At 47.0% G+C, this 22,606-nt stretch carries 21 protein-coding genes; 13 read left to right on the top strand and 8 right to left on the bottom strand.

Translation table 11 applies throughout. From position 1 onward, the window contains the following. Positions 1-294: 294 nt before the first annotated feature. From cysD to L3Q72_RS01155, 5 genes are all read left to right on the top strand, one after another. The gene (cysD, locus tag L3Q72_RS01135) at positions 295-1,203 is read left to right on the top strand and encodes a sulfate adenylyltransferase subunit CysD (protein WP_275130874.1); all 909 of its coding nucleotides are present in this window, start codon (positions 295-297) and stop codon (positions 1,201-1,203) included. After that, a complete protein-coding gene (cysN, locus tag L3Q72_RS01140) occupies positions 1,203-2,615 on the top strand; it encodes a sulfate adenylyltransferase subunit CysN (RefSeq protein ID WP_275130875.1) in 1,413 nt (470 codons plus the stop codon). Before cysD ends, cysN begins: the two co-directional genes overlap by 1 nt. A 76-nt stretch (positions 2,616-2,691) precedes the next feature. Beyond that, positions 2,692-4,419 (top strand): SLC13 family permease, encoded by a 1,728-nt coding sequence (locus L3Q72_RS01145; protein ID WP_275130876.1) that lies wholly within the window; start codon positions 2,692-2,694, stop codon positions 4,417-4,419. Between the two features lie 4 nt (positions 4,420-4,423). Beyond that, the gene (gene cysC / locus L3Q72_RS01150) at positions 4,424-5,065 is read left to right on the top strand and encodes an adenylyl-sulfate kinase (RefSeq protein WP_275130877.1); all 642 of its coding nucleotides are present in this window, start codon (positions 4,424-4,426) and stop codon (positions 5,063-5,065) included. A 253-nt stretch (positions 5,066-5,318) separates the two neighbouring features. Further along, on the top strand, positions 5,319-6,272 hold the full coding sequence (locus tag L3Q72_RS01155; RefSeq protein WP_275130878.1) for a DHH family phosphoesterase: 954 nt from the start codon (positions 5,319-5,321) through the stop codon (positions 6,270-6,272). Positions 6,273-6,429: 157 nt separating this feature from the next. On the opposite strand, the gene argE is transcribed toward L3Q72_RS01155, so the two are convergent. After that, positions 6,430-7,566, bottom strand: a complete 1,137-nt coding sequence (argE, locus tag L3Q72_RS01160; RefSeq protein ID WP_275130879.1) for an acetylornithine deacetylase — start codon at positions 7,564-7,566, stop codon at positions 6,430-6,432. Positions 7,567-7,710: 144 nt separating this feature from the next. On the opposite strand from argE, the gene argC reads away from it, so the two are divergent. The 4 genes from argC to argH all read left to right on the top strand — a co-directional run bounded on the left by argC (position 7,711) and on the right by argH (position 12,943). Further along, positions 7,711-8,715, top strand: coding sequence for an N-acetyl-gamma-glutamyl-phosphate reductase (gene argC, locus L3Q72_RS01165; RefSeq protein WP_275132057.1), 1,005 nt, complete (start codon positions 7,711-7,713; stop codon positions 8,713-8,715). Positions 8,716-8,724: 9 nt separating this feature from the next. Continuing rightward, complete coding sequence (argB, locus tag L3Q72_RS01170) at positions 8,725-9,513, top strand: acetylglutamate kinase (protein ID WP_275130880.1); 789 nt, start codon at positions 8,725-8,727, stop codon at positions 9,511-9,513. An 81-nt stretch (positions 9,514-9,594) separates the two neighbouring features. Next, positions 9,595-10,812, top strand: a complete 1,218-nt coding sequence (locus L3Q72_RS01175) for an argininosuccinate synthase (RefSeq protein WP_275130881.1) — start codon at positions 9,595-9,597, stop codon at positions 10,810-10,812. 256 nt (positions 10,813-11,068) lie between these two features. Beyond that, positions 11,069-12,943, top strand: a complete 1,875-nt coding sequence (argH, locus tag L3Q72_RS01180; RefSeq protein WP_275130882.1) for an argininosuccinate lyase — start codon at positions 11,069-11,071, stop codon at positions 12,941-12,943. Positions 12,944-13,254: 311 nt separating this feature from the next. On the opposite strand, the gene L3Q72_RS01185 is transcribed toward argH, so the two are convergent. Further along, the gene (locus L3Q72_RS01185) at positions 13,255-13,509 is read right to left on the bottom strand and encodes a DUF3624 domain-containing protein (protein WP_275130883.1); all 255 of its coding nucleotides are present in this window, start codon (positions 13,507-13,509) and stop codon (positions 13,255-13,257) included. A gap of 290 nt (positions 13,510-13,799) precedes the next feature. On the opposite strand from L3Q72_RS01185, the gene L3Q72_RS01190 reads away from it, so the two are divergent. The 4 genes from L3Q72_RS01190 (at position 13,800) to L3Q72_RS01205 (ending at position 16,846) form a co-directional block, all read left to right on the top strand. Further along, entirely contained in the window at positions 13,800-14,090 is a 291-nt protein-coding gene (locus L3Q72_RS01190; RefSeq protein ID WP_031493033.1) for a co-chaperone GroES, read from the top strand. Between the two features lie 46 nt (positions 14,091-14,136). After that, the gene (gene groL, locus L3Q72_RS01195; RefSeq protein ID WP_275130884.1) at positions 14,137-15,783 is read left to right on the top strand and encodes a chaperonin GroEL; all 1,647 of its coding nucleotides are present in this window, start codon (positions 14,137-14,139) and stop codon (positions 15,781-15,783) included. A gap of 284 nt (positions 15,784-16,067) precedes the next feature. Further along, the gene (locus L3Q72_RS01200) at positions 16,068-16,331 is read left to right on the top strand and encodes a DUF4160 domain-containing protein (protein WP_275130885.1); all 264 of its coding nucleotides are present in this window, start codon (positions 16,068-16,070) and stop codon (positions 16,329-16,331) included. Next, positions 16,331-16,846: a transcriptional regulator gene (locus L3Q72_RS01205; protein ID WP_275130886.1), complete on the top strand. Its 516-nt coding sequence runs from the start codon at positions 16,331-16,333 to the stop codon at positions 16,844-16,846. Before L3Q72_RS01200 ends, L3Q72_RS01205 begins: the two co-directional genes overlap by 1 nt. A gap of 297 nt (positions 16,847-17,143) precedes the next feature. Here the strand turns inward: L3Q72_RS01205 and L3Q72_RS01210 are convergent, their stop codons facing one another. The 6 genes from L3Q72_RS01210 to L3Q72_RS01235 all read right to left on the bottom strand — a co-directional run bounded on the left by L3Q72_RS01210 (position 17,144) and on the right by L3Q72_RS01235 (position 22,544). Next, positions 17,144-17,827, bottom strand: a complete 684-nt coding sequence (locus L3Q72_RS01210; protein WP_275130887.1) for a DNA-3-methyladenine glycosylase I — start codon at positions 17,825-17,827, stop codon at positions 17,144-17,146. 351 nt (positions 17,828-18,178) lie between these two features. Beyond that, the gene (crp, locus tag L3Q72_RS01215; protein ID WP_004410522.1) at positions 18,179-18,811 is read right to left on the bottom strand and encodes a cAMP-activated global transcriptional regulator CRP; all 633 of its coding nucleotides are present in this window, start codon (positions 18,809-18,811) and stop codon (positions 18,179-18,181) included. Between the two features lie 244 nt (positions 18,812-19,055). Further along, a complete protein-coding gene (locus tag L3Q72_RS01220) occupies positions 19,056-19,925 on the bottom strand; it encodes a phosphoribulokinase (protein WP_275130888.1) in 870 nt (289 codons plus the stop codon). 31 nt (positions 19,926-19,956) lie between these two features. Beyond that, complete coding sequence (locus L3Q72_RS01225) at positions 19,957-20,169, bottom strand: YheU family protein (protein WP_275130889.1); 213 nt, start codon at positions 20,167-20,169, stop codon at positions 19,957-19,959. Positions 20,170-20,184: 15 nt separating this feature from the next. After that, a complete protein-coding gene (locus L3Q72_RS01230; protein WP_275130890.1) occupies positions 20,185-21,156 on the bottom strand; it encodes a hydrolase in 972 nt (323 codons plus the stop codon). After that, positions 21,153-22,544, bottom strand: coding sequence for a PLP-dependent aminotransferase family protein (locus L3Q72_RS01235; protein WP_275130891.1), 1,392 nt, complete (start codon positions 22,542-22,544; stop codon positions 21,153-21,155). The genes L3Q72_RS01230 and L3Q72_RS01235 overlap by 4 nt, the downstream gene beginning before the upstream one ends. Positions 22,545-22,606 lie beyond the last annotated feature (62 nt).

Raw genomic sequence — 22,606 nt, forward strand, 5'->3', positions numbered from 1 at the left:
TTTTCCTTGTTATGGAGACAATCTAGCCAATTTCTGTTGTCTGAGTCAAATTTTCCGTAAGTCATAATGGTTTTAATTTTGTTTACTTGATCTTGGTCGTTTTGCAAGCTGTTGAAACTAGGGAGATGTGAAAATTTGTTTCACTGCCTCCGAGATGTTCGCTTTTTCACTTAACTTTAATCTCGTTATAACAAATAGCCATAAGATCTTTTGTTTTGCGTTTGTCTGGTTATATAAACTTAATCCAGACGTGTTTTAAACATAGTGCATAGATAAATTGTGGCGAACAGAAATATGGACAAACGAAGATTAACTCACTTAAAAGCATTAGAGGCTGAGTCGATTCAGATTATGCGGGAAGTAGCCGCAGAGTTTGACAACCCGGTCATGCTCTACTCAATTGGTAAAGACTCTTCCGTGCTGCTTCACCTGGCGCGTAAAGCCTTCTACCCGGGGAAAATTCCATTTCCTTTGATGCATGTGGATACCAACTGGAAATTCAGGCAGATGATTGAGTTCCGGGACCGGCTGGCAAAAGAGTACGGTTTTGATCTTATCGTTCACAAGAATCCGCGTGGTCTTGAGATGGGCATTAGCCCGTTTGAACACGGCAGTGCTAAACATACCGACATTATGAAAACCGAAGGTCTTAAGCAGGCACTCGACAAATATGGGTTTGATGCCGCTTTTGGTGGTGCCCGCCGTGATGAAGAGAAGTCCCGTGCTAAAGAACGGGTTTATTCCTTCCGCGATAAGAACCATCGCTGGGATCCGAAAAACCAGCGCCCTGAACTGTGGAATATTTACAACTCAAAAGTAGAGAAGGGCGAGAGCATCCGTGTATTCCCGCTTTCCAACTGGACTGAGCTGGATATCTGGCAGTACATCTATCTGGAACATATTGAAATCGTCCCTCTTTACTTGGCCGAAAAACGCCCTGTAGTTGAGCGCGATGGCGCACTAATCATGGTTGATGATGAGCGTATGCCATTGGAAGAAGGTGAGACTCCTGAAATGAGAACGGTTCGGTTCAGAACACTTGGCTGTTATCCGCTAACCGGTGCAGTTGAATCTGAGGCAAAAACATTGCCGGAGATTATTCAGGAAATGCTGCTTTCCACTACTTCAGAGCGTCAGGGACGTGTCATAGACCATGACTCTGCTGGCTCAATGGAAAAGAAAAAAATGGAGGGCTACTTCTAATGTCACACTCATCAGATTTAATCGCACAAGATATTGAAGGCTACCTGAAAGTTCATGAAAACAAGGATATGCTTCGTTTTCTGACTTGCGGAAGCGTGGATGATGGCAAATCAACTCTGATTGGCCGTCTTCTTTACGATAGCAAGATGATTTTTGAAGATCAGATGTCCGCTATCGAGAAAGACTCAAAACGCTTTAACACCACAGATGAAGAGTTCGACCTGGCTCTGCTAGTGGATGGCCTTCAGTCTGAACGTGAACAGGGCATCACTATTGATGTTGCTTACCGCTATTTCTCTACCGAGCAGCGCAAATTTATTATTGCCGATACGCCGGGGCATGAGCAGTACACGCGGAATATGGCAACAGGGGCTTCTACCTGTGATCTGGCTATTATCCTGATTGATGCCCGTCATGGTGTGCAGGCACAGACGCGGCGCCACAGCTATATCTGCTCACTGCTGGGAATCAAACACATTATTGTTGCGGTAAACAAAATGGACATTGTTGATTATGACCAGAGCGTTTACCGGAAGATAAAAAATGAATACAGATCTTTTGCGGAAGAACTGAATTTCGATGATGTGCGTTTTGTGCCTATTTCTGCGCTGAAAGGCGATAACGTGGTAAATGAAAGCGAGAATATGACCTGGTATCCGGGATCCCCCCTGATGAAGTTATTAAACTCAGTCAATATTCGCAAAGATGAGTTTCAGTCGTTCCGTTTTCCGGTTCAGTACGTGAACCGCCCGAACCTGGACTTCCGTGGCTTTGCGGGAACCGTTGCTGCCGGTGATATTCGTGTTGGTGATACCGTTGTTGCATTGCCGTCGGAGAAAGAGAGCAAGGTTAAATCCATCGTCACTTTTGATGGCGATCTGGAAACGGCGTCTGCCGATATGGCGATAACGATCACGCTGGAAGATGAAATAGATATCAGCCGTGGTGATATGCTGGTTCGTCCGCATGAAAAGCCGTTTACCGCTTCAAATGTAGAAGCTGACGTGGTCTGGATGACCGAAGAGCCGATGCATCTGGATCGCCAGTATGAAATTAAAGTGGGTACTAAGTCTGTGTTCGGCGAAGCTCAGGCGATTAACTATAAAGTTAACGTCAATACTATGGAGCATGAAGAGGCTCAGCAGTTAGAGCTGAATGAAATCGGCAATTGCCAGTTTAACTTTACTGAAGATGTTCAGTTTGATTCTTATGAGAACAGCCGCCAGACAGGCGCGTTTATCATTATCGATCGCTTAACTAATGTGACGGTTGGTGCGGGCATGATACGTCAGCCTGTTGAGTCCGGAATCGTCAACGCAAAAGCGCCGGAAGAATTCAGTGAATTTGAACTGGAGCTGAATGCGTTAATCCGGAGAACATTCCCTCACTGGGGCACCAAGAAACTGGGGTAATTAGCTATCAGCTTTCAGTCGTCAGTTATCCGTTCTCTGATTCTGACAGCTGATAGCTGAAAGCTGACAGCTATCTATGACTTTCGATTCCATATTTGTACTTATCATCTTTGCTGGAGCAATTGCCGGGTTAACGATCTTTCAGATCCGTCCGGTTATGGTTTTTGGCAGCGCTATGGTGTTGCTATACCTTTCGGGTGTTGCTTCCACCGATGATGTGATTCTTAGTGTATCCAATCAGGGGCTGTTAACTCTGATTATGCTGATGCTTTGCTCTCTTGCGCTGGAGAAAACCCGGTTACTAAGAGTAGTGGCAGCGAAAGTGGTTCGTGAAGGGTATGGAGGAACATGGATCCGGCTCTTCAGCCTGACTGTTGTGACATCTGCATTCTTAAATAATACAGCGGTGGTCTCCACTATGCTTGCTCCGCTGAGAAACAACAGCTATCACTCTGCGAGCAAACTTCTTTTGCCTCTTTCTTATGCGGCTATTTTAGGTGGAACGCTGACTCTTGTTGGCACCTCTACCAATTTAATTGTTAACAGTCTGGTGATTGATGCCAATCTTTCATCGCTGAAGTTTTTTGATTTTACACTTGTCGGAGCCTGTGTGGTTGTTGCTTGCGGGGTTGCATTGTGGCTTCTTAGCCGACTGTTGCCGGAGCGAAGCTTAAGTAAAGACAGTTACAAAGAGTATTTTATTGACGCCAAAGTACAGCAGGGCTCAACTTTAATCGGTAAAAGTATTGAGCAGAACGGACTGCGACACCTGGAGTCTTTGTTTTTGGTTGAGGTGGTTCGGTCAAACTGTCTGGTTAGTCCGGTTGCTCCGGCAGAAGTGCTTCAGGAGGGAGACCGTTTAGTTTTTACCGGCGATATTAATAAAATGGCTCAGCTGAATCAGTTTGAGGGGCTGGGAATGTTTGCCGGGGAAAATGGCCTGCCTACCAATAATCTGACCGAAGTTGTTGTTCGCCCGGAAAGCGTTCTTATTGGTAAGACATTAAAAAGCGCAGGATTCAGAGCTTTGTTTGATGCTGCTGTAGTAGCAATACGAAGAGATGGGGAGCGGGTTTCCGGAAAGCTCGGAGAAGTCGCGCTTCAGGCTGGGGACTTTTTGGTCCTGGCTGTGGGAAATGACTTTAAAAGCCGCAGCAACATAAACAAGAACTTTATTGTGCTCAGTGGAGTTGAGCCTGATGCCATGCTGAGTGGTAAGAGCGAGTTGCTGGTGGTCGGTGGCTTCTTCAGTGCGTTGTTACTGGTTGCGTTTGGGGTAATCAGTTTATTTAAAGGAGTGTTTGTACTGCTGGGGACTTTGGTGCTGACGGGCGGGTTGACGCCAATGGAGCTCAGACGCCGCTTCCCCGGAGAGATCTGGCTCATCATCTCATCAGCCCTGTTACTTTCTCAGGCTCTTTCAAATAGCGGAGTCCTTGATAACCTCAACAGGTTGCAGGATTTGTATCTGAATGAACTAACGCCCCTGATGGCCCTGATAATTGTTTATCTGCTTACCTGGCTGCTGACAGAGCTGGTAACTAACAACGCAGCAGCAGCACTGATATTTCCAATCGCCTATAGCCTGGCTCAAAGTCTGGATGCAAACCCTATGGCATTTATTATGGTGGTTGCCTTTGGTGCCAGTGCCAGTTTTATCAGCCCTTATGGCTATCAGACCAATCTGATGGTGTTCAATGCCGGTCGTTACAAGATTGGAGATTTTATCAGGATAGGCCTGCCACTAAGCATTATTTATGGTGTTGTCGCAATCAGTGCCATCGTTTGGGTTTACGGAGTTTAAAAACATGTCACCATATACCGAAAAAGAAACAAACAAAGAAAAATCTTCCGATGTTGTCTGGCATCAGGCAAGCGTCTCTCATCAGGAGCGTGTTGCTTTAAACGGACATAAGCCGGCGGTTCTCTGGTTTACCGGTTTAAGTGGTTCAGGTAAATCCACCGTTGCCAATGCAGTTGATAAAATGCTGCATGACTTAGGCTGCAAAACTTATGTTCTGGATGGCGATAATGTACGTCATGGCTTAAATGGCGATCTGGGCTTTAGTGATGCAGACAGAGTAGAAAATATTCGCCGTATAGGTGAAGTCTCTAAACTTTTTGTTGATGCAGGCCTGCTGGTTTCAACGGCATTTATCTCTCCATTTATTGCTGACCGTAAGATGGTGCGCAGTATTATGGGTGAAGGCGAATTTATCGAAGTCTTTATCGACACACCGCTTGAAGTGTGTGAGCAGCGGGATCCTAAAGGGCTTTACAAAAAAGCGCGTGCCGGGGAGATCAAAAACTTCACCGGTATTGATTCTGCCTATGAACTGCCTGAGCAGCCTGAGATTCAGGTTAAAACCGCGGAAAAATCAGTGGAAGAGTGTGCTCAGGAGGTGGTTAATTACCTCACAGTGCTAGGTTATCTTCGATCTCGCTCCTGAGTTTTATATATAAGTTTAATGGGACAGAGAAAAATTCCTCCCCTTAGGCGCGAAAGACTGGTTTTTAGAAGAAGTAACATCCAAGGGGAGGCTAGGAGGGGTTGTTTCTTAGAGGTTTTAGGTTCTACGATTTAGCTAAGTGTTGTATTACCAACCCCCTCTAACTCCCCCTTCTGTCAACTTCATCAAACCATTTGGCTTTTTCGCTCAAGGGGGAGAACCTGTCCGCAGATATTTTTAAGTTGGAAAGACGATGAATTTTGACCTATTTAACGGTGATGCAGACGGCATTATCGCTCTACTTCAGCTGCGTCTGGCTCAGCCAAAGGACGCTGAGTTGGTAACAGGCGTTAAGCGCGATATTAACCTGCTTGGTAAAATTGAAGTATCAGAAAATAACCAGATAACCGTTCTGGATGTTTCAATGCTGAAGAACATGAACGCACTGGAAACGGCTCTGGAAGCTGGCGCTAAGGTGTTTTACGTCGATCATCATCAGTCAGGTGATATCCCTGAAAACGCAAACCTTGAGGCGCATATCGATCTGGACGCAAACTGCTGTACAGCCCTGATTATCGATAAACTGCTGCAAGGCAAATACCAAGACTGGGCAATCACCGCTGCTTATGGTGACAACCTGATTGCAAAGGCGGACGAACTGGCTGACAAAGCAGGCTATAGCGCAGAGCAGAAAGCACAGCTAAAAGAACTGGGCACGTTAATCAATTACAACGGCTACGGCGAAAAAGTAGAAGACCTTCACTTCCACCCGGCAGACCTGTTCAAAGCACTGTTGGCTTACCCTTCGCCTTTTGACGTAATTGCTGACCAAAACTCGCCTTACTACCAACTTCAAAAGGCTTATCAGCAGGATATGGATATGGCCCAGTCCATAGAGCCCATGCACCAGAGCGAAAAACTAAAGGTATTTGAGCTTCCAAATAGCGCAGCATCACGCCGAATCAGCGGCGTATTCGGCAACTGGCTGGCAAACCAGAGTCCGGACTCTGCACACGCAGTCTTTACCCTGAACAAAGATAAAACCTACACAGTTTCGCTACGTGCGCCTTTAAACAATAAAAAAGGTGCCGGAGAAATCTGCGCAAGCTTCCCGACCGGAGGGGGAAGAGAAGCGGCAGCGGGGGTGAACGCGTTGCCGGAGGGGATGGTGACGGAGTTTATTGAGCGGGTTGAGGAGTATTATTAGGGGCCCTGGGGTTTTAGGCCCTGGGCCCTGGGAGGTTGACTCTTATACACAAGTTTAAGGAGCCAAAGAATGCTCCTCCCCTTAACCTTAAAATTCTTCTCTCAGAGCTAAAGACTCCGCTCCCAGGGCCCAGAAACCCAGGGCCCAGGGCCTTCATTTAAAAACAATACTTCCCAATAGCCTTCCGAAGCACCCCAATCGTCGGCTCAATATAATCAAACGCCAAAAACTCATCCGGCTGATGCGCCTGTTCAATCGACCCCGGCCCCATAACCAATGTCGGACAAAGTTCCTGCAGGAATGGCGCCTCTGTACAGTAGTTCACAGTCTCAGAAGGTATTTCACAGATCTCTTCCACTCCCTTAACAAACGGGTGATCATGCTGACATTCGTAGCCAGGAATGGATTCATGCAGTGGTGTGACTGAGATTCTGCCTGGCCATTTGGCCTCTACTTCTGTTAGTGCTCCGCGCAGCATATTGTCCAGCCCGTCCAGACTGATTCCCGGAAGGGGACGAACATCATAGTGCAGTTCGCAGCAGCCACAGATACGGTTGGCACTGTCACCACCATGGATACAGCCCAGATTCAGGGTAGGGGAAGGAATGGCAAACCCCGGGTGATGGTATTCCTTAACCAGCTTATCTCTTAGCTGCATCATGGCATACATCACTTCATGCATAATTTCGATGGCGTTTACGCCCAGAGAAGGATCAGAAGAGTGGCCTGATTTACCTGTAATGCGGATAGCATTGGCAACATGCCCCTTATGTGCGCGCACAGGCACAAGCTCAGTTGGCTCGCCGATAATGCAGTAGTCCGGTTTTATTGGTGCATTTTCTGTGAAATGACGTGCGCCCAGCATGGTGGTCTCTTCGTCACAGGTTGCCAGTATATAAAGTGGCTTAGTCTGATTGTTCCAGTCGATGTCTTTAACCGCTTCAAGAATAAAAGCAAAGAAGCCTTTCATATCAGCAGTGCCTAAACCATAGAATCGGTTGTTGGCTTCAGTTAACGCGTGCGGGTCAAAGTTCCAGCGTCCTTCATCAAAGGGAACCGTGTCTGTATGTCCGGATAAAAGCAGGCCACCTTCACCACTGCCGCGCTTAGCTATCAGGTTCTGTTTTCCTTTCTCTACTTCAGTTACTTCCACTTCAAAGCCGAGATCGGTCAGCCACTGTGAAAGGAGGGCGATGACATTGGCATTTCCCTGGTCCCAGGATGGGTCGGTGGAACTTATGGAAGAGGAAGAAATCAGGCCTCTGTATAGCTCAGTAAATTTAGGTAATTGCATATTATATTTGCTTCTCCTATTGACAGATGGACGATAAGAAGTTAAAAAGCATATTAAATCATTATTTGTGAATAGAAAATCAAATAATGAGATTTTTTAAGTATGATTAGTCAGTTTGAACCAGCTAAATTTGGGTACAGTAAGATGCTAAAAACCACGATTATCGGCGCCAGCGGTTACACGGGGGCAGAACTCGCTCTGATGGTGACCAAACACCCTGAGCTCACGCTATCAGGTTTATACGTTTCCGCCAATAGTGTGGACGCGAATAAGCCAATTAGCCAGCTTCACGGAAAACTGGCTGGTGTTGTTGAAATGCCGGTACAGCCACTGACAAACCCTGAACAAGCCGCGAAAGAGTGCGACATTGTTTTCCTTGCTACAGCACATGAAGTCAGCCACGATCTGGCACCTGTGTTCCTTAAGGAAGGCTGTCAGGTATTTGATCTTTCAGGTGCTTACCGTGTTCAGGCTGACAAGTTTTATGAAACATTTTACGGTTTCGAGCATAAATATTCAGAGCTATTGAGCTCTGCAGTTTATGGTCTTGCTGAGTGGAATGAAGAAGAGATTAAGAAGACCGATATGGTCGCTGTTGCCGGTTGTTATCCGACAGCTTCTCAGCTTGCGATTAAGCCGCTTATCGAGCTTAACTTCCTGGATCTGAACCAGTGGCCGATCATTAACGCGGTAAGTGGCGTAACGGGCGCTGGCCGTAAAGCGACCATGACAAACAGTTTCTGTGAAGTAAGCCATCAGCCATATGGCCTGTTTAACCACAGACATCAGCCGGAAATCGCCTCTCACCTTGGCTGTGATCTTATCTTCACTCCGCACCTTGGCAACTTCAAGCGCGGTATTCTGGCTACTATTACTATGAAGCTGGAAAAAGGCATTACTGAAGAGCAGGTAACCTCAGCATTTGAGAAAGCATATAAGGACAAACCTGCGGTACGTCTTAAGTATCAGCAGATGCCAAAAGTGCAGGACGTACAGTTTACACCTTTCTGCGATATCGGCTGGAAGGTTCAGGGCGAGCACATCATCGTGGTTTCTGCGATTGATAACTTACTGAAAGGTGCATCCAGCCATGCGATGCAGTGTTTAAACATTCGTAACGGCTTCTCGCCGCTTACATCTCTGCTGTGAGGAAAGGTTATGAGTAACGAACTAAAACCATTGGTTGTTAAGCTGGGCGGTGCTGCACTTTCATGTTCAGAAACGCTGAGCAAGCTGTTTAAAGCGATCCAGACATACCAGGAGCAGGCGGCACGTGAGCTGGTTATTGTTCACGGTGGTGGTTATCTGGTTGATGACCTGATGAAGAACCTGCAACTGGAAACGGTTAAGAAAGATGGTCTGCGTGTTACCCCTTACGACCAGATCCCTGTGATTGCAGGTGCACTGGCCGGTACAGCAAACAAGCTGCTGCAGGGTGAAGCGATTAAGAACGGTCTTAACGCTGTTGGCCTTTCTCTTGCGGACGGTGGTCTGTGTCAGGTGGAAGAGCTGAACCCTGAGCTGGGTGCAGTTGGTAAAGCATCAGCAGGCGATGCAACTGTTGCAAAAGCGATTCTTGCTACAGGCGCTTTGCCAATTATCAGCTCAATCGGCCTGACAAAAGAAGGCCAGCTGATGAACGTTAACGCTGATCAGGCTGCAGTGGCTGTTGCCAGTGCGCTGGATGCAGAACTGGTTCTGCTTTCTGATGTAAGCGGTGTGCTGGATGGTAAAGGAAACCTTCTGCCGAACCTGAATCAGAAAGAAGCGGATGAACTGATTGCCGGAAAGGTTATTACTGACGGCATGATTGTAAAAGTACAGGCTGCACTGGAAGCAGCAAATGATCTGGGCAGACCTATCGAGGTCGCGACATGGCGTTACCCGGACAAACTAACAGAATTATTTGCAGGCAAGAGCATCGGAACACAGTTCTTACCTCAGTAAAAGATTTATTACCTAGTTAAACGAATGAATAACCCCGAGTTACTGACCGCCAGAGCAGTCCGGGAAATTGGAGAGAAGCAAATGAGCAAGGTTGAAGTGAAAAAAGTGGTTTGTGCCTATTCCGGCGGTCTGGATACTTCGGTAATCATTCCGTGGCTGAAAGAGAACTACGACAACTGTGAAGTGGTAGCATTCGTTGCTGATGTTGGTCAGGGCGAAGAAGAGCTGGAAGGCATCGAAGAGAAAGCGATCGCATCAGGTGCATCAGAAGTATACATTGCAGACCTGAAAGAGGAGATGGTAGCGGATTACATCTACCCGACTCTGAAAACTGGTGCTCTATACGAAGGTAAGTACCTGCTGGGTACTTCTATGGCGCGTCCTATCATCGCTAAGGCTCAGGTTGAGTGTGCACGTAAAGTAGGTGCAGATGCACTGGCTCACGGTTGTACCGGTAAAGGTAACGACCAGGTTCGTTTCGAAGGTGCATTCGCAGCACTTGCACCGGATCTGCACGTAATCGCTCCTTGGCGTGAGTGGGATCTTGTTAGCCGTGAAGAGTGTCTGGACTACCTTGCTGAGCGTAACATCCCATGTACTGCTTCTCTGACTAAGATCTACTCTCGTGACGCAAACGCATGGCACATCTCAACTGAAGGTGGCGTTCTGGAAGATACATGGAATGCACCGAACGCTGACTGCTGGGCATGGACTAAGAGTCCTGAAGAAGCGCCAAACGAAGCTGAGTACGTAACTCTTAAAGTAGAAAAAGGCGCAGTAGTTGCAGTTGACGGTAAAGACATGTCACCATACGCAGCGCTTATGTACCTGAACGAAAAAGGTGTTGAGCACGGTGTTGGACGTATTGATATCGTTGAAAACCGTCTTGTTGGTATGAAGTCTCGTGGTTGCTACGAAACTCCGGGCGGCACCATCATGATGGAAGCTCTGCGTGCAATCGAGCAACTTGTTCTTGATAAGAGCTCTTTCGAATTCCGTGAAGAACTGGGTGTGAAAGCTTCTCACCTTGTATACGACGGCCGCTGGTTTACACCGCTGTGTAAATCAATCCTTGCAGCAACTGAAGAATTAGCTAAAGATGTGAACGGTGAAGTGGTTATCAAGCTTTACAAAGGCCAGGCTACAGCAACGCAGAAGCGTTCTGAAAACAGCCTGTACAGCGAAGAGTTCGCAACATTCGGTGAGGACGAAGTTTACGATCAGAGCCATGCGGAAGGATTTATCCGTCTTTACTCGCTGGCAAGCCGGATTCGTACGCTGAACGAGCAGAAGAAGTAGATTTTTTGGCCCTGGGCCCTGGGACGGACTTCGTCCTGCTGGGCCCTGGGAAGCAAAACTTTATAATAATGGTTTGAAATTATCGTTCCCACGAAAGTGGGGCAGCTAATTATCCGACTAGATTAAAAAATAACTAATTAATCGGAATATTCGGGAAGTCCAATCCCAGGGCCCAGGGCCTAGAAACCCAGGGCCATTTATTCTCAGGGCCAAGGGCCAATAAACCCAGGGCCGAATATTACGCAGGAGACACACAATGGCATTATGGGGCGGCAGATTTACCCAGGCAGCAGACACACGGTTCAAAGATTTTAACGATTCGTTACGCTTTGACTACCGATTGGCTGAGCAGGACATTGTGGGCTCTATCGCCTGGTCTAAGGCTTTGCTTTCTGTAAAGGTTCTTAACGAAGCTGAGCAGCAGAAGCTGGAACTGGCTCTGAATGAACTGAAGCTGGAAGTGATGGAAGATCCTGAGCAGATCTTAAAATCAGCAGCGGAGGATATTCACAGCTGGGTTGAGCAGCAGCTTATCAGCAAAGTGGGTGACCTTGGTAAAAAGCTTCATACCGGCCGTTCGCGTAATGACCAGGTTGCTACTGACCTTAAGCTTTGGTGCCGCCAGCAGGGACAGCAACTGCTTATCGCTCTTGACCGTCTTCAGCACCAGATGGTGCAGGTAGCGGCTGAGCATCAGGGTACTGTGCTTCCGGGGTATACTCACCTTCAGCGTGCTCAGCCTGTGACCTTTGCTCACTGGTGTCTGGCTTACGTTGAGATGTTTGAGCGTGACTACTCTCGTCTGAGTGATGCTATTACCCGTCTGGATACTTGTCCGCTTGGTTCTGGTGCGCTTGCAGGTACAGCATACCCGATGGACCGTGAAGAGCTGGCGCATAACCTTGGTTTCCGCAGAGCAACGCGTAACAGTCTGGACTCAGTATCCGACCGTGACCACGTTATGGAGCTGATGTCAGTGGCATCTATCTCTATGCTGCACCTTTCCCGTCTTGCAGAAGATATGATCTTCTACAACTCTGGTGAATCTAACTTTATTGAACTGGCAGACACAGTCACTTCAGGTTCTTCTCTGATGCCGCAGAAGAAAAACCCGGATGCACTTGAGCTGATTCGTGGTAAAACCGGTCGTGTTTATGGTTCACTTGCCGGCATGATGATGACAGTTAAGGCTCTGCCTCTTGCATACAACAAAGATATGCAGGAAGACAAAGAAGGTCTGTTCGACGCTCTTGATACCTGGAATGACTGCATGGAAATGGCAGCACTTTGTTTCGATGGCATCAAAGTGAACGGCGAGCGTACGCTTGAAGCGGCTAAGCAGGGCTACGCGAATGCAACAGAACTTGCAGATTACCTTGTTGCTAAAGATATTCCGTTCCGTGAAGCTCACCATATTGTGGGTGTTGCGGTTGTTGGTGCTATCGCTAAAGGTTGTGCACTGGAAGAGCTTTCCATTGAAGAGCTGAAAGAATTCTCGGATGTTATCGAAGAAGATGTGTATGACATTCTGACTATCGACTCCTGTCTTGAGAAGCGCAGCGCGCTTGGTGGCGTATCGCCTCAGCAGGTTGGTTACGCAATTGGTCAGGCAGAGCAGCGTCTTGCTAAGCGTGATACTTCCGGTATCAAGGTTCGTGTTGCAAGACTGACTGATATCGATGCGCTTGAAGGCATGGTGGCTTACTGGACTAACATGGGTGAGAACCTGCCAAGATCCCGCAGTGAAATGATTCGTGATATCGGCTCCTTCGCGGTAGTGGAAACTCAGGGTGAAGTGACCGGTTGTGCATCCCTGTATGTTTACGATTCAGGCCTGGCAGAGATTCGTTCTCTTGGTATCGAAGCTGGTTGGCAGCGACAGGGGCAGGGCAGCGCTATTGTTCAGCACCTTGTTAGCAAAGCTAAGCAGATGGCAATCAAGAAGGTGTTTGTACTGACCCGTAAGCCAGAGTTCTTTATGAAGCACAGCTTTATTCCGACCTCGAAGAGCCTGCTACCAGAGAAAGTACTGAAAGATTGCGAGCAGTGTCCTCGAATCCATGCATGTGATGAAGTTGCACTGGAGTTCGATCTTTCTGAGCAAACGATCGTTCGTACAAGTGTGGCGTAACACACTGAATATCCATTAGAAAAAGATTATTTAGGAAAAAGTTGAAAAAATAATGATCTTTTTGGGAACATTTTAAGAAAGAGCTGGTCTTAGTAATACCACTGCTTTTTCTTAGAAGAATCTAAGAGAGCCCCGAGTCAGATTTGGCTATGGGGCTTTTTGTTTTTCTGGGCCTGAGAAAATTGCTCTTCTCTGCTGTTGCAAGTACATCTTCTGTGGTGAAAAACTAGACTATTTGCGAAATATGTTGGTCTGGTATGCATTCCCACGCTGGAGCATGGGAATGAGGGATTGTGTTTAAGTTCAGTGGGTTATTCGTCCATTCCGTGCTTCTTTTTGTACGGGATGACTATAAATTTGTATAGCAGGTGCAGAAACAGCAGCCCGTTAAACGCAAAGCCCGACATAATCAGCGCAATGGACTCTACGCTGGCCGGATTATCCCGGAAGGCAAACCACCAGATCACCCAGCAAAGTACTGAAAGCACGGTAAGCTGATCCATACAGCGTTTGCAGCGGCCGATTTTTTTCCAGAACCAGTTGTCGTTACAGTATTTGCAGGACATAAAAATTACCCGGATTAAGGCCCTGGGCCCTAGGATCGGACTTCGTCCTGCTGGGCCCTGGGAATACAAATGAGTGGGCAATGAAATAAACGAAACGCACTTCTCACCCAGGGCCCAGGGCCTAAAACCCCAGGGCCTTTTAAACTCAGTATCCAATAACCCGCCTCCGATCGCAAAAAATTCACTCTCCCCCCTTGTGATCCTTAGATCCCCCCCCCACATAACCTTCATCAAACGCCAAATTTGGCAACCCTATAATCAAATGGAAATTTAATCAGGAGAGACGACCGATGAATATTCGTCCGTTACATGACCGTGTTATCGTTGAACGCCAGGAAGTTGAGTCAAAATCTGCTGGTGGCATCGTTCTGACTGGTTCTGCTGCAGAGAAATCAACTCGTGGCACTGTTCTGGCTGTTGGTAAGGGCCGCATCCTTGAGAACGGCACTGTTCAGCCTCTGGACGTTAAAGTTGGCGACACTGTTATCTTTGCAGAAGGCTACGGCACTAAAACTGAAAAGATCGACGGTAAAGAAGTTCTTATCATGTCTGAAAACGACATCATGGCTATCGTTGAATAATTCACTTTTCAACTGAATCAGAATAAAGAATTTAAAGGAAAAAAAGATGGCTGCTAAAGACGTTAAATTTGGTAACGACGCACGAGTTAAAATGCTGGAAGGTGTAAACGTTCTGGCTGATGCTGTAAAAGTAACACTTGGCCCTAAAGGCCGTAACGTAGTACTGGACAAATCTTTCGGTGCTCCGACTATCACTAAAGATGGTGTATCTGTTGCGCGTGAAATTGAACTTGAAGACAAGTTCCAGAACATGGGCGCACAAATGGTTAAAGAAGTAGCGTCTCAGGCGAACGACGCTGCTGGTGACGGTACAACGACTGCAACTGTACTTGCTCAGTCTATCGTAAACGAAGGCCTTAAAGCGGTTGCTGCGGGTATGAACCCAATGGACCTTAAGCGCGGCATCGACAAAGCGGTTGCTGCTGCTGTTGAAGAGCTAAGCAAGCTTTCAGAAGATTGCAAAGACACAAAGGCTATCGCTCAGGTAGGTACTATCTCTGCAAACTCTGACGAGACTGTTGGTAACATCATTGCTGAAGCAATGGAAAAAGTTGGCCGCGACGGTGTTATCACTGTTGAAGAAGGTCAGGCTCTGCATGATGAACTGGACGTTGTAGAAGGTATGCAGTTTGACCGTGGTTACCTGTCTCCTTACTTCATCAACAACCAGGAAGCTGGCTCTGTTGACCTTGAAAACCCATTCATTCTTCTGATCGACAAGAAAGTTTCTAACATCCGTGAACTTCTTCCGACTCTTGAAGCTGTTGCAAAAGCATCTCGTCCTCTTCTAATCATCGCTGAAGATGTTGAAGGTGAAGCACTGGCAACGCTTGTTGTGAACAACATGCGCGGTATCGTTAAAGCGGCAGCTGTTAAGGCTCCTGGTTTTGGTGACCGTCGTAAAGCAATGCTTCAGGATATCGCTATCCTGACGGCTGGTACTGTTATCTCTGAAGAAGTTGGCCTAGAGCTTGAAAAAGTTACTCTTGAAGACCTTGGTCAGGCGAAGCGCGTAACTATCACTAAAGAAAACACAACTATCATCGATGGTGTGGGTGAAGAAGCGATGATCAACGGCCGCGTTGCTCAGATTCGTCAGCAGATCGAAGAAGCAACTTCAGACTACGACAAAGAGAAACTACAAGAGCGTGTAGCTAAGCTGGCTGGCGGTGTTGCAGTAATCAAAGTTGGCGCAGCAACTGAAGTTGAAATGAAAGAGAAGAAAGACCGCGTAGAAGACGCACTTCACGCAACCCGCGCAGCAGTTGAAGAAGGTGTTGTTGCTGGTGGTGGTGTTGCACTTATCCGCGTTGCTTCCAAAGTTGCTGGCCTTGAAGGCGTAAACGAAGAGCAGAACGTGGGTATCCGCGTAGCACTTCGTGCAATGGAAGCTCCGCTACGTCAGATCGTTGGTAACGCAGGTGACGAAGAGTCTGTAGTTGCAAACAACGTTAAGAACGGTGAAGGCAGCTACGGCTACAACGCAGCAACCGGCGAATACGGTGACATGCTTGAAATGGGTATCCTTGACCCAACTAAAGTAACCCGTTCAGCACTACAGTTCGCAGCATCTGTTGCAGGCCTGATGATCACAACAGAAGCTATGGTTTCAGATATGCCAGCTAAAGACGCTCCTGCAATGCCTGATATGGGCGGCATGGGTGGTATGGGCGGCATGCCAGGCATGATGTGATCGGATTAATTTTTCGTCGCTGTATGGCCTGATAACTGCGTCGATCGTGCTCATGTACACATGTACATTCCGCGCGTTCTCCTTGTTCTCAAACCATACAGCTTAGAAAAATATAACCCTTCATTAAGAAGAACCGGAGTCTTGTGGCTTCGGTTTTTTTATGCCGAAGTATTATAAAAGTCTTATTTGTTTCGAAGAGCCTTTGATTTTAGCGCTTGTCAGATATGCAGAATGGTTTGAGTTTGTATCCTTTTGGATACGTGCTATCCTGTTTAGAAAGAGTAATGCCGGAAATACTGAAAAGGCTGTTAGGACTTAAGTTCCAGATGAGATATGAGGATAATGACTTTCATAACCGTCCTCATATTCATGTTTCTTTTGGTGAGTATGAAGCCTCAATTGCCATCGATGATATCGAAGTACTTGCGGGTTTCCTGCCTCCTAAAAAGAGGAAGTTGGCAGAATTTTATATTGATAAGCACCGGGACGAGTTATTGCTGGCATGGGACGGAGCGGTAATCGGACAAGGTATCGGGAGGATCAATTAATGCTTAAAATCGTAGATCTTGACTGGTTGTCCGGCTATCTGCTGGAGCTCGAGTTTAGTGATGGCTTTAAAGGTATTGTTGATCTGGAAGAGGTTTTTAATTCTGAACCATATAAGCAGATCCAGGATTTTAGCGCCTTTTCACTTGAAGGTACTTATCTTGACTGGGATGGAGTGGAGCTTTCCGCAAACATTCTTCGAAAAATGGCAGCTGGTAAGGGGCACTACACAGATAGGCCATGTGTCAGCGCCAGCAATATGGAAGACGTGTTAAAACAAGCAGCCTGGGATGCGATAGTTTCCAACCGCCCGGATATTTTTCAGGCCGCAATTAAAGGTTTTGTCGAAGAGTATGGGATTCAGAAAATCCAGCAACACACAAACCTGAAGAGTAGGCCAAGCATCTACAAGGCATTATCTTCGAACAAGTCTCCAAAACTGGATACGCTCATCCAGTTAGGCCATGCTGCATTCGAGTTAGAATTTGAGAGTCGAGAAATTAGTCAGAAAGGCTAGAACCTTTTATTTTGATAGCTGATAGCCTGACTCTTATACACAAGTTTAAGGAGCCAAAGAATGCTCCTCCCCTTAGCATCAAAAGGACGGATTTTCGAAGAAGTAACATCGAAGGGGAGGCGGGGAGGGGTTGCTTCTCATGGGGTTAAGTTTTGGTTGTTTAACCATGCATGGCATAACCAACCCCCTCTAACTCCCCCTTCTATTAGCTTTATCAACCAATTAGGCTTTTCAATTAAGGGGGAGAACCGTTCTCTGTTCACTTTAATATTTGTGTATAAGAGTCAGGCTGATAGCTCAAACCACCCGATTATCCCCACAACTAAACGCAATAGTCTGGCTAATCTCAGTAAGCGAACGGCCGGACTCCTGTTGCCACTGTGCAAAGGCTTTGTTTGCTGCATTCAGTGCTCGCTTCGTCCCTCTTCCTGAATCAATTATCCCGATATTGCGCAGATGAGATTCAACATCGGATGAAAGTATAAAAGTATCGACTCCCAGAGTTCTTAAAGCGTATGGACCTGTGTTTCCGCCCAGACGGGCTCCATTCTTTTTCAGGTACTCCCAAAGCCCGGTAATCTCCTCTTTCGGCCAGTTTGCCACCATCTGACCAAATGAATCATGTTGAATGGAAGCGCTATGGATCATATGGGCATTGGCCGGGATGGACATTACTTTGGTCAGGTGGCGTATGATAGCCGGGTTCTGTGCTTTGGTTTCCCACTGTTCATCCGACAGCATAAGTAATGATTCGATCTTAAACCCGAAAAATGCCTCTTCAAAGTCAGGCCACTTTTTGCGGACCACACTCCATGAGATACCCGACTGAAACACTTTCATGGTAAAAGCCGAAAGCCAGCGATCGTTGGATATGGCTGCCAGTTCTTCACTGCTGAGTGGCTTGCTGAGCAATTCCTCAAGGCGCTTTTCTCCCCCTTTACGCTCGGCAGCTCTTTGGTAAATTGATTCGAATTTTTCCATTGTTTTTTACTGGATTTTTTCTTTGTAATTGGCTTAGGTTAGCTTAAATAGCTTTTGGTCACCAGTAGCCCATACTTGCTTAAAGCTAATTGTTCAGTAAAAAGATGCACATTTCTTGCTGTCTCCCACTGCCGTCATCTCGGAATTGCAAAGCAATATCCGAGATCTACTTTCTGGGTGTTGTAGAGTCAGAGGTTTCTTCTGCCCTACTACGCGCTGACAGTAGATTCCGGATAGAAGCTTCGCAACTTCCGGAATGACCCAGTGGTAAGGGGTAAGGGTAGTAAGTAAAAGGTATAAAAAAAGCGCAGCCCGTGAGCTGCGCTTTTTACAAACTGTTTCGCTAAAGAATTAACGAGTACCGTAAACCACGATAGTTTTACCGTGTGCAGAAATCAGATTCTGTTCTTCCAGCATCTTCAGGATACGGCCAACGGTTTCACGTGAACAGCCAACAATCTGACCAATCTCCTGACGGGTGATCTTGATCTGCATGCCGTCCGGGTGAGTCATTGCATCCGGTTGCTTAGCCAGGTTCAGAAGTGTTTGTGCGATACGGCCTGTAACGTCAAGGAACGCAAGGTCACCAACTTTCTGGCTGGTTACCTGAAGGCGGCTTGCCATTTGAGCTGACAGACGCATCAGAATGTCTGGGTTTACCTGAATTAGCTGACGGAATTTCTTAAATGAAATTTCTGCTACTTCACATGGAGATTTAGCGCGAACCCATGCTGTACGCTCCTGGTCTTCTTCGAAAAGACCCAGTTCACCAATAAAGTCACCCTGGTTCAGATAAGAAAGAATCATTTCCTTACCTTCTTCATCCTTGATTAGGACAGCCACAGAGCCTTTTACAATGTAATACAGAGTTTCAGCCTTTTCACCAGCATGAATCAGAGTACTCTTTGATGGGTACTTATGAATATGACAGTGTGAAAGAAACCACTCTAGTGTTGGATCGGTTTGAGGTTTACCTAGAACCATAATTATCTCACTTTATCTGCAGGGCCTGCTGCTCAGCAGCTTTCCTTTGCTGCTAAGCCACTCAATTAGGTGGTTTAGCATAGGATTTCTCTTTGAAAGCTGCAAGCAACTTATAATTCGATTAAGAATATTATCTCTTTTTGCAATCGATTTCTTGATTTTGATCGCTTTAAAAACGCGATTTTTTACGCAAATTCGTGCACATGATCACGGACTTGGAAAAAATGTGACAAATGTTAACATTTTAACCGATTTTACCGGTTTCTATCAGTTGGGCAAGCATAGGACGTATGATCAGTTCCATGGCAAAACTCATTTTACCCCCCGGTACCACAAGCGTATTGTGGCGTGACATAAAAGAACCGTCGAGCATGGCCAGAAGGTACGGGTAATCAACATTTTTCATACCTCTTAACCTAATTACAACAAAACTTTCATCCAGACTCGGAATTGCTTTGGCATCCAAAGGGTTAGAGGTATCCACTGTGGGGACCCGTTGAAAGTTAATATGAGTGCGGGAAAACTGAGGGGTAATGTAATTCAGGTAGTCATCCATGGAGCGGACAATGGAGTCCATCACTGCTTCCCGTGAATGTCCTCTGTCACGCGTATCGCGGATAAATTTCTGTATCCACTCCAGGTTCACTATCGGCACCATGCCTATCAGCATATCCACATGCTGGGAGACGTTAATATCTCCGTCTCTTACGCCACCATGTAAACCCTCATAAAACAGAACATCTGTGTTCTCCGGCAGATCCTGCCAGGGGGTGAAAGTGCCGGGCATCTGGTTATAGGGAACCGCTTCGTCAAAGGAGTGCAGATAGCGACGGATTTGACCTGTGCCTTCATCTCCGTACTTTCTGAAGAACTGCTCGAGAGCAGCAAAATCATTGGCTTCCGGGCCGAAATAGCTGATGTGTTTTCCCTGCTCTTTGGCTTTGCGGATAGCCACATCCATTTCTGGCCGGGTGTATCGGTGGAAACTGTCACCTTCCACCCAGGCAGCTTTTACGTCCATCATATTGAACATTTTTCTGAAGGCTTCAGAGGTGGTGGATGTACCGGCTCCCGATGAACCTGTTACTGCTATGATGGGATGTTTTGCTGACATGACATTCCTTGTCCTGGATTGGTTTAATTACTTATAACTCGCGTCTTAACTTTATATCTACGGTCTCGTGCAGTTCTGAATAGAGAATGACGGCCTCTCCGGATTTTATCAGCTCTCTGACCTGATCGGCTTTATCTTCCAGTGACACTTCCACTTCACCGTAATCGGTTCCTTCACGGAGAATAAATTCTTTAATCAGATTTTCCAGTGTCTCCGGGTTTATCTGTTCCCAAGGGATAATCATAGTCGCTTTCTCACATTACTGCTTAATATGTTGATAGTAGGCAGGAAGCGCCTGCTCCAGCCAGAATTCCGGCTTTCTGAAGCTGCCGGACAGAAAGCCCACATGCCCGCCGGACTTTAGCAAACGGTAGTCGATATTGTCGTTAAGCTTAAACTTAGGGATCACAGCCTCCGTCATAAAGGGATCATCCTGGGCATGGATAACCTGCAACGGAATGGATACCTGATTCAGAACCCGTATACCTGAGCAGCGGTTATAGTAATCCGTGGCTCCCTGAAAACCGTGCAGAGGCGCGGTTATCAGATCGTCAAATCCATACAGGGTTTTCAGGCTGCGGATGGTTTTCTGATTTATCCCAAGTGCCTTATCGAGCTTTTCATGCTTTTTAATGGCATTGGCTTTTAGTGAACTTAGCAGGTAGCTGCAATAAACCTTTGAAAAACCTTTCTCGATTTTTTCTGAACAGGCGGCCAGATCTAAAGGTGCAGAAACTATGGTCGCCGCTTCCAGCAGTGGCAGTTCGTGATGGTTGGCCAGATAGTTAACCAGCATATTTCCGCCAAGAGAGATGCCCACAGCCACTTTCTTCTGCTCCGGGAACAGTGTGTTTACATGTTCCAGAAACTGGCGTGCATCTTTAGTTTCACCAGAGTGGTATGCGCGAGCCAACCGGTTTGGTCTGCCGCTGCATCCGCGAAAGTGCATCATGACTGAAAGCCAGCCCTGATCAGCAAAAGCTTTCATCAAACCATTGGCATAAGGGCTGTAGAAGCTTCCCTCTAAGCCATGGAACAGCACAAAGACAGGTTTTTGCTTTGCGCTTTCTTGCTGCCAGTCTTCACTCCAGGCCAGATCCAGAAAGTCGCCGTCTGCGGTTTCAAGCGTCTGCCATACCGGTTCAAACAACGGCTTTCTGCGGATAAAACGGGGAATAATGGTTTGCAGGTGAGGGTTCTTCAGCCCTCTGGCCGGCGAAAAATCTGTCATAACGTAAAGTCGCTTATTGGATCGGTTTCTAGTAGTTCTTTTAGCTTACGAAGTCCTGTTTCCAGCTCAGTCTGATTTAAAGGAGAGCTTAATGCAAGCCTCACTGCCGGAATGACGTTTCCTGCTGGCGGGGTGAAGAGCTCAGCCGATTTTACCGTGACATTTATCCTTCCTGCCTGCTCAATAAAGTCAGTTAGCCGCCACTGTTCCGGCAGTGGCAGCCAGAGATGGAAGCAGTGTTCTTTATAGCCCGGATTGCAATCACCGAGCATGGTAAGGGTTTTCTCCAGCCGGGCTTCCATCTCTTTACGTATTGCAGAGAGCGTCTGCTCTGCCTTTCCGCTTTCCATCAGTTCGCAGGTAATGGCAGTCAGCAACGGGCTGATCATCCAGCTATGATTCTGTAAAGCGATACTCAGACGCTGATAAAGCTTTTGTGGTGGCTGAACATAACCAACTCTCAGGCCCGGAGCCAGCCACTTAGAGACGGCTCCCACATGAAAAACATGCTCAGGTTCCAGATTCACCAGCGGTGGCGGCGCACCTTCCAGAAGCGGGCCGTTCACATCATCTTCAATCACGTAAAGATCGTGTTTTTTGCATATCTCCAGAACGGCATGACGCCTTTCAAGGGACATAGTAGCGGTAGTTGGATTCTGCAGTGTAGGCGTCAGATAGATAAACCGGGCCTGAAACTGACGGCAGGCAGCATCCAGCGCTTCTGGAGTAATACCTTCGTCATCCATTTCGATGCCTTTCAGACTCAGTTGTTTCTGTTTTGCCAGACTTATCAATCCCGGATAAGTCAGCTTTTCCACAAAAATAGTATCACCTGCGCGGGTAAAGGCATCCAGCACCATCTGCACGCCGTGCTGCCCTCCGGAACTGAACAGAAGGCGTTCTGCTTCCAGATGGATTCCTTTGCTTTGCAGCCAGTTTGCCATTATTACCCGGTGAGACTCTATCCCTTCAGGTTTCTGATAAATCATAAACTGGTTTAGTGCCTGAGGTGAGTGAGAGACCTTTTCCATCGCTTCACGCAATAGATCGCTGCGGTCGATCAAAGGGGGGATGTTAAAACCAAAGTTGCATTCATCCGGCTGTCTTTCTTCCGTTTTATCGAAGACCCAGTATGTCCTTTTGCTGTCAACAACAAAGGTTCCGGCTCCGACTCTGGCTTCTACCAGTCCGCGTCGCTCAGCTTCGGCATAGGCTCTTGTTACCGTTCCGACGGTCACATTTAGCTGATCTGCCAGAGAGCGGTGAGTCGGCAGCTTATCGTTCGACGTTAGTTCTCCTGATGCGATCTTTTCTTCGATCAGATCGGCGATCTGTTTGTATTTAGGTGAACTGTCTAAATCATTTAGTGCAAATTTTTCAATTGTCATGGTGACAATAAACCCTTTGATCTTAGTTAATCCGGTTGTTATGTTTATTGTGTGCGCACAAT

The sequence above is a fragment of the Vibrio sp. JC009 genome (assembly GCF_029016485.1).
Taxonomy (GTDB): Bacteria; Pseudomonadota; Gammaproteobacteria; order Enterobacterales; family Vibrionaceae; genus Vibrio.

What these genes read in the sequence shown, in the direction of transcription:
- cysD (WP_275130874.1), top strand. Translation starts at nt 295, where the DNA reads ATGGACAAACGAAGATTAACTCACTTAAAAGCATTAGAGGCTGAGTCG.
- cysN (WP_275130875.1), top strand. Translation starts at nt 1,203, where the DNA reads ATGTCACACTCATCAGATTTAATCGCACAAGATATTGAAGGCTACCTG.
- L3Q72_RS01145 (WP_275130876.1), top strand. Translation starts at nt 2,692, where the DNA reads ATGACTTTCGATTCCATATTTGTACTTATCATCTTTGCTGGAGCAATT.
- cysC (WP_275130877.1), top strand. Translation starts at nt 4,424, where the DNA reads ATGTCACCATATACCGAAAAAGAAACAAACAAAGAAAAATCTTCCGAT.
- L3Q72_RS01155 (WP_275130878.1), top strand. Translation starts at nt 5,319, where the DNA reads ATGAATTTTGACCTATTTAACGGTGATGCAGACGGCATTATCGCTCTA.
- argE (WP_275130879.1), bottom strand. Translation starts at nt 7,566, where the DNA reads ATGCAATTACCTAAATTTACTGAGCTATACAGAGGCCTGATTTCTTCC.
- argC (WP_275132057.1), top strand. Translation starts at nt 7,711, where the DNA reads ATGCTAAAAACCACGATTATCGGCGCCAGCGGTTACACGGGGGCAGAA.
- argB (WP_275130880.1), top strand. Translation starts at nt 8,725, where the DNA reads ATGAGTAACGAACTAAAACCATTGGTTGTTAAGCTGGGCGGTGCTGCA.
- L3Q72_RS01175 (WP_275130881.1), top strand. Translation starts at nt 9,595, where the DNA reads ATGAGCAAGGTTGAAGTGAAAAAAGTGGTTTGTGCCTATTCCGGCGGT.
- argH (WP_275130882.1), top strand. Translation starts at nt 11,069, where the DNA reads ATGGCATTATGGGGCGGCAGATTTACCCAGGCAGCAGACACACGGTTC.
- L3Q72_RS01185 (WP_275130883.1), bottom strand. Translation starts at nt 13,509, where the DNA reads ATGTCCTGCAAATACTGTAACGACAACTGGTTCTGGAAAAAAATCGGC.
- L3Q72_RS01190 (WP_031493033.1), top strand. Translation starts at nt 13,800, where the DNA reads ATGAATATTCGTCCGTTACATGACCGTGTTATCGTTGAACGCCAGGAA.
- groL (WP_275130884.1), top strand. Translation starts at nt 14,137, where the DNA reads ATGGCTGCTAAAGACGTTAAATTTGGTAACGACGCACGAGTTAAAATG.
- L3Q72_RS01200 (WP_275130885.1), top strand. Translation starts at nt 16,068, where the DNA reads ATGCCGGAAATACTGAAAAGGCTGTTAGGACTTAAGTTCCAGATGAGA.
- L3Q72_RS01205 (WP_275130886.1), top strand. Translation starts at nt 16,331, where the DNA reads ATGCTTAAAATCGTAGATCTTGACTGGTTGTCCGGCTATCTGCTGGAG.
- L3Q72_RS01210 (WP_275130887.1), bottom strand. Translation starts at nt 17,827, where the DNA reads ATGGAAAAATTCGAATCAATTTACCAAAGAGCTGCCGAGCGTAAAGGG.
- crp (WP_004410522.1), bottom strand. Translation starts at nt 18,811, where the DNA reads ATGGTTCTAGGTAAACCTCAAACCGATCCAACACTAGAGTGGTTTCTT.
- L3Q72_RS01220 (WP_275130888.1), bottom strand. Translation starts at nt 19,925, where the DNA reads ATGTCAGCAAAACATCCCATCATAGCAGTAACAGGTTCATCGGGAGCC.
- L3Q72_RS01225 (WP_275130889.1), bottom strand. Translation starts at nt 20,169, where the DNA reads ATGATTATCCCTTGGGAACAGATAAACCCGGAGACACTGGAAAATCTG.
- L3Q72_RS01230 (WP_275130890.1), bottom strand. Translation starts at nt 21,156, where the DNA reads ATGACAGATTTTTCGCCGGCCAGAGGGCTGAAGAACCCTCACCTGCAA.
- L3Q72_RS01235 (WP_275130891.1), bottom strand. Translation starts at nt 22,544, where the DNA reads ATGACAATTGAAAAATTTGCACTAAATGATTTAGACAGTTCACCTAAA.